General features: G+C 43.1%; 9 protein-coding genes and 1 riboswitch. Of the genes, 3 read left to right on the top strand and 6 right to left on the bottom strand.

Going from position 1 to position 10,144, the window contains the following annotated elements; translation table 11 throughout:
- Positions 1-119: 119 nt before the first annotated feature.
- Positions 120-965: an SDR family oxidoreductase gene (locus AB4140_RS19300; protein ID WP_102440702.1), complete on the top strand. Its 846-nt coding sequence runs from the start codon at positions 120-122 to the stop codon at positions 963-965.
- Positions 966-1,247: 282 nt separating this feature from the next.
- Positions 1,248-1,562 carry a DUF3861 domain-containing protein gene (locus AB4140_RS19295; RefSeq protein WP_372002247.1) on the top strand — a complete coding sequence of 105 codons (315 nt, stop codon included), beginning with the start codon at positions 1,248-1,250 and terminating at the stop codon, positions 1,560-1,562.
- A gap of 151 nt (positions 1,563-1,713) precedes the next feature.
- Here the strand turns inward: AB4140_RS19295 and AB4140_RS19290 are convergent, their stop codons facing one another.
- From AB4140_RS19290 to AB4140_RS19265, 6 genes are all read right to left on the bottom strand, one after another.
- Complete coding sequence (locus AB4140_RS19290) at positions 1,714-3,099, bottom strand: sodium:alanine symporter family protein (protein ID WP_102440700.1); 1,386 nt, start codon at positions 3,097-3,099, stop codon at positions 1,714-1,716.
- A gap of 156 nt (positions 3,100-3,255) precedes the next feature.
- Positions 3,256-3,388: riboswitch (glycine riboswitch) on the bottom strand.
- 322 nt (positions 3,389-3,710) lie between these two features.
- A complete protein-coding gene (locus tag AB4140_RS19285) occupies positions 3,711-5,159 on the bottom strand; it encodes a methyl-accepting chemotaxis protein (RefSeq protein WP_102440699.1) in 1,449 nt (482 codons plus the stop codon).
- A 206-nt stretch (positions 5,160-5,365) separates the two neighbouring features.
- On the bottom strand, positions 5,366-5,929 hold the full coding sequence (locus AB4140_RS19280; protein ID WP_102440698.1) for a chalcone isomerase family protein: 564 nt from the start codon (positions 5,927-5,929) through the stop codon (positions 5,366-5,368).
- Positions 5,930-6,029: 100 nt separating this feature from the next.
- On the bottom strand, positions 6,030-6,878 hold the full coding sequence (locus AB4140_RS19275) for a hypothetical protein (RefSeq protein WP_102440697.1): 849 nt from the start codon (positions 6,876-6,878) through the stop codon (positions 6,030-6,032).
- Between the two features lie 124 nt (positions 6,879-7,002).
- The gene (locus tag AB4140_RS19270; protein WP_241900991.1) at positions 7,003-8,193 is read right to left on the bottom strand and encodes a DUF5692 family protein; all 1,191 of its coding nucleotides are present in this window, start codon (positions 8,191-8,193) and stop codon (positions 7,003-7,005) included.
- Between the two features lie 56 nt (positions 8,194-8,249).
- Entirely contained in the window at positions 8,250-9,152 is a 903-nt protein-coding gene (locus AB4140_RS19265; protein ID WP_102440696.1) for a hypothetical protein, read from the bottom strand.
- A gap of 657 nt (positions 9,153-9,809) precedes the next feature.
- Between AB4140_RS19265 and AB4140_RS19260 the strand changes: the two genes are divergently transcribed.
- Positions 9,810-10,142: a DUF6482 family protein gene (locus AB4140_RS19260; RefSeq protein ID WP_372002244.1), complete on the top strand. Its 333-nt coding sequence runs from the start codon at positions 9,810-9,812 to the stop codon at positions 10,140-10,142.
- Positions 10,143-10,144: the final 2 nt, after the last annotated feature.

The raw sequence follows: 10,144 nt of genomic DNA, 5'->3' as shown, positions 1-10,144 counted from the left end.
CTATTCGGCTGTGGTTATTCGCTAGCAGTTATTCGGCTGCGCAAATAAGCTGCTATGCTTTAATTTTTGTAGATTGGCACTCACCGATGGATTAAATGCTTTGAACAGGAGAATATCCAATGAATATTGCTGTAACAGCAGCTAGTGGTCAACTTGGCGCTGCAATAGTAAATGCCCTGCTTGCTTTAGGCCCCAATTACAATGTAATCGCCCTTGCTAGAACCGTCGACAATGCCAAACACCTTGGGGTTGAAGTTCGCCCAGGTGATTACGATAATCTCGCTGAGCTTGAGACTTCGCTTAATGGTGTCGATACCTTATTACTGGTATCAGGTATGGCAGCCCCTGAAGCGCGTATTCCTCAGCATCGTAATGTTATTCAAGCAGCCAAGCAGGCAGGGGTTAAAAAAATTGTCTATACCAGCGTTCAAGGCGCTGAGGAAGACACTGCATTTTCTCCGGTTATTCAGAGTAATCGACAAACCGAGCTAGATGTCCAGAGCTCAGGACTTGAGTGGGTTATAGGCCGAAACGGTATCTATATTGAGCCAGATATTGAGTATATTGATAGCTACAAGGCGGCCGGCTTTATTTCCAATTGCGCTGGCGATGGCAAGTGCGGTTACACCACTCGAAAAGAGCTGGCATTTGCCTATGCCTGCATGTTGACTGAAGATAAACATAACGGCCATGTTTATAACCTCCATGGTGAGTCAATAACTCAATATCAATTGGCTGAATACTTGAATAAGAGTTTTGAGCTTAGCCTTAAATATATTCCTGTTTCAGTGGCGCAATACCGCGACGATCGCACCGCTGAACTGGGTGAATTTATGGGTACGGTGATTGCAGGTATTTACCAAGGCATACTTAATGGTAAATCAGATAACCCCAGCGACTTTACCCAAGCTGCAGGTCGTAAGCATCAAAGTTGGGATGATTACTTCTCAAGTCTTAACGCTTAAGTGTTAAAGCCCAAGCCTTAAAGCTTAATGTCGCCGTTAATGCGCGGCAATTAAAAGTTTAACGTCATAAAAAGCAGGCTGAAACTAACAAGGTCCTAGCTCAAACTAACTGGTTGCGTCTTGCTGAAGCGTAACCAGTTAATCCAAACCCTGTGTAAACCTTATAACAGCTCTCTACTGGTTAACATTGCTACAATTAAATGGTTGACAAAATCAACCAGTGCAATTATAGTTGACCTTATCAACTAGTTTTAACTTGTTTCATTAAGCCGGAGAGAGATTATGATCCCTAAAATTAACCGAGAAAATCGCTACTGCATTACCGTTGAAGAGCAGATCTCAGGCCAAGATACTGGCAAAACCTTAAGCTTTGAGTTTCAAGATAGGGAAGACCTATTCAACGCTGTTGAAAATATAAAAAAGGGCAGTGGCTTAGAAGCGCCGCTTGCCACCAGAGTCGCCGTAGCCTTACGACTGTTAGGGCCTGTGATGATGCAAAACCGTAAGCATCCACTATTTTTGGATTTTATGCCTCACTTTAAAACCTTTATGAACAATCTAAAAAGCACAGTAAAACAAACCATCACAGCTAAATAATCCCTAGGTTAATTTGATGCTTATCAAGATGATGTGTGCTGAGATAATCAGCTTTCAAAAAAGGCGCAGTCATTCACTGACTGCGCCTTTTTATTATTTAAGCCTGTTTTTAAACATTAAAAAAGGGCTTAAGGTATTTCAGTAAACCTCGTTACTTAACTGCTGAGTCCAGTGCATTGTAAGAGGCATGTTTACCTAGCTGCTTAGCAAAGTACTTGTTGGTTTCGGCTAAGATAATGTGTCTTAAACCAATAATCCCGATCAAGTTCGGAATGATCATTAAGCCATTAACGGTATCGGCCAGCATCCAAATAAGGTCTAGTTGAATAAACGCGCCGCCGGCAATCAAAGTTAAAAAGATAAACTGATATAGTTTAATACCTTGTTCACCTAAGCGTTTGCTGGTTAGGTAGTACCAACAACGCTCGCCGTAATAATGCCAACCTAGAATGGTGGTAAAGGCAAAACACACTAGAGCAATGGTCACCACATACTGGCCGACAATCACTGAGCCGCCAGAGGCAAAGGCTGCACTGGTCATTGCTGCGCCAGCAGTATCGCCATTCCACACACCGGTGATAATCAGCACTAAGCCTGTCATGGTACAAATCAAAATAGTGTCAAAAAAGGTGCCGGTCATGCTGACTAAGCCTTGCTCGACCGGTTCTTTAGTTTTAGCGGCAGCGGCCGCAATGGGCGCACTCCCTAAACCCGATTCATTAGAGAATACCCCGCGGGCGATACCAATTTGAATGGCTTGCGCCACCGTTGCGCCTAAGAAACCGCCTGCTGCAGCAATAGGGGCGAAGGCTGAGTGTAATACTAATTCAATGGCCGGAATGATTTGCTCAGAAAAGCTAAATAAAATCCACAAACAGGCCAATACATAACCTAGCGCCATAGTAGGTACTAACTTTTGCGCCACATTGGCAATGCGTTTAACGCCGCCGATCGTCACCGCAGCGACAAGGGTGGTGAGTACGAGGGCGGTAACCCAAGTCGGCACATCAAAGGCAATGGTCATGGCATCGCTAATGGCATTCACTTGGGCGAAAGTACCGATACCGAAAAAGGCTACGCCGACACCAAAAATAGCAAAAATATTGGCTAGCCACTTTAAGCCGAGACCACGCTCAATGTAGTACATTGGCCCGCCAGCAATATTACCTCTGGCATCGGTGGTGCGATACTTTACTGCCAGCATACATTCAGCATATTTGGTTGCCATTCCAAAGAAGGCTGCTAGCCACATCCAGAAAAGGGCGCCCGGCCCACCGATTTTAATCGCGGTGGCGACGCCGACAATATTACCAGTACCGATAGTGGCAGATAGCGCTGTACATAAGGCCGCGAAGGAAGATAAGTCGCCTTTGCCGCTAGCAGGTTTAAATAATAAGCTTAAGGCCAGTGGCAGCTTAAGGACTTGGAGTAATTTTAGGCGAATGGTGAGATATAGCCCGGTGCCGATCAGTAAGCATAGGGTTATAGGGCCCCAAACAATGGCATTGATATCGGCTAAAAGCGCGTGAAAATTCATGGTATTCCTCGAATATTAAACAACAAAATTAATATGGAGGAGGAAAAGAAATGGCTGGATTTGTGGTACTGAGGAATACAGCTCACGCAGGTGTTCATCATGATTGATGACATTAGGCGCAGCAGAAAACGACAGTGACCATAAATGAATACAGTCATCCTCTCCTCTGTCCTTTTGCCTGAGCGTTTCGCAGCAGTTGAATTAATTCAACTGCCACTTTCGCCTTCGGCGCTGTAATGACATTAAGCTGCGAACCACTAATGCTTACAGTCTCTCCAGAGGCTCGTCCAGTAACAGTCCTCACCACTAAGTGGCACCTGAAAGAGTGGTTTATTAAATGATATCAATACCATCCAACAAACTTGCCTCGTCGGTGTGGGGTTGCTCCCCACTCTCCTGCTACCTTCATCCGAACGGATCTTTTTGCTAAGCGATTAAAAAGTTTAACAAAAAGGACTGACAGCATGCGTGATGTTACCCATGTGCTCAAGAGATCTGTATCACAGTTTTATCAACAGGCTGTTTAACTGGTTTATATTTGAACGAGTGCTAATTTCGAGTGTTCTTTGTTAGCGCTCTTTGTTAGGGTTCGCATTTACAGCTTGGCAATACTAGCTACTGACTGCCATATTCAAATCAGTTGCTAACCTTTTTAGCGTTTCAACCTGGTGGGTAAGCTTCTCGCCTTGGTTGGCAACAGACTCTGATACTTGATGAGTTTTAACAACACTGCTAGCAACTTCGGCGCTGGCAGTATTAAGTTCTTGAACTGCCTGAACTTGATGCACCATGGTATCGGCAAGTTGATTGATATCACTGAGGGTCTCTGCGACCTTAGCGATAATACTGGTGAGCTCATTACTGGATTGCTCAATGACACTTTGGCCGTGCAGCACTTCTTTTTGGCTACGATCTAACAGGCTACGAATTTCGACTGCAGAGGTATTACTCTTAGCTGACAGCTCGCGCACTTGTTCAGCCACTACTGCAAAACCGCGCCCATGCTCACCAGCGCGAGCCGCTTCAATGGCAGCATTGAGTGCCAATAAGTTGGTTTGGTCTGCCACCGAGGTAATTAAATCTGCCACTGACATAATTTCTTTATTACTGACTAAAATTTTGCTGATAGCTTCTGTAGTAGCCGCCAGTGATGAGGCACTTAGCTGAGCCTGATCATTGATAAGTTGGCTGCGATTACGTAAATCGACCACAAATGATTCTGACTGCTCAACATCTTGAGTCATCCGGCTAAGCTGTTGGTTCATTTCTTCAGCGGCGCTGGCCTGAGATTGGCAGTTTTGATTTAAATCATCCACTTGATGATGCAAGTCTTCAGATTGTGTTTCAAGTACCTCAGCCATGCTAGACAGTTGCACCGCATTGTCACCCGCGCGATGTAAAATCGACGATAATTGCTGGGCGCTTTGCTCTGCATCATTTGCGACTTTTTCTGTTTGATGCTGAGATTTTTCAGCATGCTCAATGGCTTTATTACGTTGCTTGGCGGTAAAGGCTTGGGCGATAACAATTATAATCAGTGGCATTAATAAACCAGACCAAGCCTCTGTCATGTATGCCGTATCAGACAGTTCCATAACCGGAATGCTCACCCCTTGTAACTCTAACATTAGCATCCAAGATGACGCTGCGATCACCAGCGCACTCCAAATCGTCGCCATTAAAATACCTGCAGTTAAAAAGAAGGCGATCAGTAATACCGTTAACCATAGGCTCTGACTTGAATTGAGCACACCACCGTCCTGATAAATAAGGTTCAGTGCATGTAGAGCCATACCAAGGAAACCGACATTAAGCGCGAGGGTCGGCATTTTTGCCAAGCGCAAAATTAAGCCTGCACTTATCTCGGCAATAATTAAAAATATAGAGGTGTAGATCAATAAACTATGATCAAATTGCAGCCATTTAAACAGACTGTAAAGGCCGGTAAATAGTGATAAAAGTGAGAAAAATAGAATGACTTCCACATACCTGAGTTGAGTGTCATTCCAGGTATTATTGGTCGGGAAAAAAGCAGCACGCCACATTGCCAAAGGAGTCATAAAGTTGCCTCTTATAATACAAAGTAGAAAAGGCCTAGGGGATAAAAAACCGAATACTTACCTTAGCCTAAACTAAATAATTCACATCTGAATTATTGTTTTTTATTGATTTATTAAAATTTGTTCTAGATTTACCATGGCTAAGGTGACAGCGGCAAACAGTTATCGCCTTAGACCATGGTTATCGTCACTTTTATTGTTTTAGATCAACCTTTTAGCATCGATTTTTTTAGGCCTTTATCGGTTGGCTTTTTGCCTAACCAGACACTGAGCACCGCTTTACGGAAGTCTTCACCTGGAGTGACAGCCAATTGCTGGCCATTTTTGTAACTAATCACACCTTCACCGGGCACGCTCATTAAGGTGAATTGATCGCCTGACTTAATGGGATCAGAAAAAGAGTTGATCAAGGATTCAATACTGGCGGCAATCGGCTCCGTTTTGCCGTTTGTTGCCCGATCAAAGCCTTCATTTAAGGCATCGATCATTTTTTCTGAGGTGATCATATCTGAGGTAATATTAAGCCGAATCGCAGTTGGGGAGTCGCTATCAATCACCTGTTGTGCTTGGGTACTGGTGCTGGTGGTAAACAAAGAACCGACATATAAGTCGATAAAAAATTTACTCCGAACTCCGGCGCCGTTTAACACCATAGTGCTGTTATTTAAAGTCACGTTTTCAGGCACACTGACACCTGAAATATCAACGGCAGCTGAGGCGCTGGCACACACGAACATTAAGCTCGTTGCGGTAATAATGCGTTTAATCATGTCATCCTCCATTAAGGATTAAAAAGCGCTGCCAATACTGAAACAGTTTGGTATTTAGCAGCGAAAGAGCATTAGTGGCTATTAGTTAAAAATACACTGGCTAGAATGCGTGGTTATATTCAATCCAATAGCTATCATCAGTGCTATCACTATTGTCTGTTTTATAGTTCACTCGCACGTTTTGGCGTTTGTTCATTTGATATGCCAAAGATAATTCACCGCTAAAGCTTGCCATTTGTAAGCCGCCATCCATGATGTCATCGCTCCATGACTTGCCTTGCATTTCTTCGGTATAAGAAGCGCTTAATAGCATCCACCAGTTATCATTAAAGGCATAACGGGCATAAACCATACCGGTTAAAATGAGTGATGGAACATCAATGCCACTGCTGGTTACCGGGATGTCTGTAGCTGTAATATCTTGCATGTTATCGCCAACGACCACAGCACCGGCATATAAAATTGGCCAAATATAGAAGTTATCAGTAACCGGAATCGTCATCACAGGACCCGCTTGCACCACTGCCATGCTGCCATAAAAAGGATGGTCAGCTAGGATGGCGTCAATAGACCAGCCGGTGCCGTTTGTGGTGTTGATAGTGCCATAACGTAAACGGTACGAACGCTTGCTGGTTTCATCATTAAATGTTGGTACAAGGCCGTAATCAGGATGCTCTATCATCCCAGTAAATTTAGGGCTTTTATCACCCTCGTTAAAGATATTTTTAGCTTCGAAAATAACCCCACTCTTTTGACCTGAATCAGCGGTTTTTTCCGACAGCATTAATTGGCCTTTAATGTTCATGCCTTCACTGCCGTATGATGCGCCAATAGAGGTGTAAACATCAGTTGGATTAGACATATCAATATCTGCTTCTGTGTCAGCAGCATAAGTTAAACCAGAAGTCATTGAAGCGAGTATTGCCATACTTAGAATGCGTGTTTTCATGGTAACTCCATTATTTTGTAATTAGTTTTTAATTAGTTTTTATCATTAGCGTTATAAATTTCTGAGGACTAATCCTCGTGGTACTGGCGATAGGTTGCGCCAGTACCCATTACTTCTTCACGTTTTATTGGGCTTGGTATGAACCTGCCATTAAACGGGTGTTGGTATATTTTTTACTAAAGAATACATAAGCATAAGCAGCATTAATGATGAAACTAGCAGCACCTGCTGCCAGCATGAGTTCATCATTGCGTGGTAGTGGAACCACGTTACTTTCGTACATGAATGGGCAGCTGAAGTAGTACATGAACGAGCCTGCTAAAGTGAATGCTCGAGCCTGTAACCAAGTGCCTTTTTTAATGAATAGCGCTGGTAATGTTGCTGCGATTAGCACCATCATTTGCGCCGTCGCAGAGCCTGGGAAATTGAGGTAAACGAACACAATATTCCAAACGTCGTAGGCGATAATCCAAAATGTGGTCATTGCTGGCCAAATCATGTCTTGCTGCTTACTTTTGTCTGAGAAAATTTTCGCCCAACCTGCAAGGGTGATAATAGATAGCACACCACCAGTTGCATTGAGGATATTGGCAAGATTACCCATACTGAAGTCTTGCATTACCGCTTCTGAAATATTAATCGCGAGGAATGCAGCAGCGCCGAATTTTGCCCATTTCATATCACCGACTTTGGTAAAGCGGATTAAGGTAAATAAGGCTGCAGCACCAACAACTGAGTACAGTTTTACCCATTTGAACCAGTAGGTGATCTCATAGCTTGACCACAGTGGAATAAGCGCTATGGGTAAGATGAACCAAAAAACGTAGTTACTCCATTTGTAGCGTCGGCACATTTCGTTTAATGCAATTAAGCCAAATAGCACCAGTAATACATGCCCATAAGCGCGGTATTCATACCATTTGTGAATGTTGAAGCCATCGTCTGCTAAGGTGAAGCGGATTTCTTCACTGTCAACGTAAGTTAATGTTGCCCCATCAAAGTCATTAATCTCATCACCCGCTTGGCTGCTAATCACCACACCTGTGGCAGTTTGCTGCCAACGCTGGGTTTCGACTTTATTAAAGCCGCCAGATTGTTTAGTGACACTGACAAGATTGTTTTCAGCAAATTCCATTCGATAAAACAAGCTACCTTCGCCGGGTTTGCCGTCTCTGGTGCCTTGCCATATTTGCCCTGGTAGCGGCTGAGTTTCTACTTGATGATTAATGGCGTCATCAGCGTTAGCTACGCTGGTGATGCTTACCATCATTAACGCAAAAACCGCGCTAAATAGTGTTATTAGTTTATGTTTCATAACAACGTCTCGTGTTGTATTAACCGAATACCGATGTAGTATTCGGTTGGAGGTGATTAGGCTGTTGCTAATTTCTTATCTTGAGCCGTTTGATCATCTTCTAATTCGCTGACTAATGGTGGTGGAGACTTTTCACCAAATGGTGGTTCACCATTTTTCTTCTGCATGGTGAAGTACCAAATTGCGAAAGGAACGTGTAAAGCAAGGTTGATGACGCCCCAGTAATACAGCACGTTATCGTTGGCCCAGCTGCTTGAATCCATTAGTGGTACAAACACGTCGCTGTTAGCGCGGATCAGTAGGTGGAATGCCAAGGTGTAAACACGCGCGATTACGTAAAGCTCTGGTCGACCTTTGATTAATGGGTATAGCTCTGCCGCCATCAAGATACAGAATGAACTTGCGAAGAACGCAGGGCTCTCACCGAATACAAAGGCTAGGTTCCAGGTGGTATAGAGGAAGTTCCATGCCGCTGTGGAATAAAACAGTAAGTCGTTTGGTTTGTCTTTACCGATAACCCAATAGACACGTTTACCATTTTTGTAGCGTGGGAAAGGAATAGTGACACAAAGAATGACACCACAGATTGCGTTAAAGTAGTTTGCTGTAGCAAAGTCTTTTAATGTGGCTTCTGCAATGTTTAACACTAAAACTGCATATAGAAATTTTAACACCCAGTCGCCGCGGAAAAAAGCCAGCACCTTGTGTGGGTTTTGATGATATAGCCACGCGATACGGGCACCACCAACAACAATTGCAGTGGGGATTAATACACTGACCGTCTTAACCCAACGGAACCATCCGTCAAGTTGATCTGCCCATAGTGGGGCTGTCACTAATGAAAGTAGCCAAAAAGCGGCGGTTAATCTTGGTGTTCGGCGCATACCTTCAACCAAAACGAGTAATAAAACAATATAACCTGTCATTGATACGAAATATTGCCAGACTGGGATGTCCATAATGCCTCCGAGAGCATGTTATTTAGCAATCTATAGCTCCTAACTGATGGAGCTATGTTCAAAAAAATTCACGTTTTTGTTTAGTTCTTATTCGAATAGATCTTCAACATCCAAAGTTAGAGTAATAACTCTACTTTAGAGTCTTTACTCTAACCTAGGGTTTTAATTAGACCTTGATCTAAATCAAGTAATGATTCTGTTTTGGTTGTTACCTAAAGGTATTTAGCTTGTTAATGTGACCGAGTTAACAGGTTGTTTAATCGCTAAATAAGTGACTATTAATTCATGGTTTCGTTAAATTTATATATTAGGTTGCCATAATTTATTCAATATTTTCAGTAAATTAGAAATTATACAAATTACTTATGTGTGTGGGAGCCACTTTGGGAAGGGAATCGCTTTCAAGTGCTACGGGGCGGGATATATATTGGCTATTGTTGTAAACATTTCAGTAACAATTTTACTTTTAAGTGTGGGTGAAAAAGGGATTGTGACTGTGGCTGTAGTCATTGTAGTGAACAATTTTTGGACATTGAACGTAATTTATTTAACAACTCAGTGCTGAGAGCAGTCATTAAGTCTTAAATTGCCGCAGTTAGTCGCTGCAGTTAATGAAGCTTGATTTTAAGCATCAGTTATTACATCCGAGGAACCACTATGCCTAGTATAAATAAAACCGTTAATAACCCAAGAGATACGAGTCAACATGGGCTGAATACCTTCGAGCAGTCTGTGTATAACGACAGTCAGCCAACGATCATCGGTGTGGCAGATTCGACTCACTATCTGGTGGGCGTAGTGGATGCGGATAATAACTTTTCAGGACTGACAGCAGGCAGCGCTTGCACAGTAGTTAATTCACTCGCAGAGGCTAAGACGCTGCTGCGAAGCCATTATTATTCCAGGGCTAATGTGGTATATCAAACAGCTTATGATGAAATGTGTGGTTTGGCTGCAAATGGTCATTATCATGAAAGCATAAAGCTATAACA

Origin of the sequence: Shewanella sp. 10N.286.51.B2, assembly GCF_041469265.1 — a bacterium.
GTDB lineage: Bacteria > Pseudomonadota > Gammaproteobacteria > Enterobacterales > Shewanellaceae > Shewanella.
This window is presented reverse-complemented; position numbering and strand designations above follow the sequence as displayed.

What these genes read in the sequence shown, in the direction of transcription:
- AB4140_RS19300 (WP_102440702.1), top strand. Translation starts at nt 120, where the DNA reads ATGAATATTGCTGTAACAGCAGCTAGTGGTCAACTTGGCGCTGCAATA.
- AB4140_RS19295 (WP_372002247.1), top strand. Translation starts at nt 1,248, where the DNA reads ATGATCCCTAAAATTAACCGAGAAAATCGCTACTGCATTACCGTTGAA.
- AB4140_RS19290 (WP_102440700.1), bottom strand. Translation starts at nt 3,099, where the DNA reads ATGAATTTTCACGCGCTTTTAGCCGATATCAATGCCATTGTTTGGGGC.
- AB4140_RS19285 (WP_102440699.1), bottom strand. Translation starts at nt 5,159, where the DNA reads ATGACTCCTTTGGCAATGTGGCGTGCTGCTTTTTTCCCGACCAATAAT.
- AB4140_RS19280 (WP_102440698.1), bottom strand. Translation starts at nt 5,929, where the DNA reads ATGATTAAACGCATTATTACCGCAACGAGCTTAATGTTCGTGTGTGCC.
- AB4140_RS19275 (WP_102440697.1), bottom strand. Translation starts at nt 6,878, where the DNA reads ATGAAAACACGCATTCTAAGTATGGCAATACTCGCTTCAATGACTTCT.
- AB4140_RS19270 (WP_241900991.1), bottom strand. Translation starts at nt 8,193, where the DNA reads ATGAAACATAAACTAATAACACTATTTAGCGCGGTTTTTGCGTTAATG.
- AB4140_RS19265 (WP_102440696.1), bottom strand. Translation starts at nt 9,152, where the DNA reads ATGGACATCCCAGTCTGGCAATATTTCGTATCAATGACAGGTTATATT.
- AB4140_RS19260 (WP_372002244.1), top strand. Translation starts at nt 9,810, where the DNA reads ATGCCTAGTATAAATAAAACCGTTAATAACCCAAGAGATACGAGTCAA.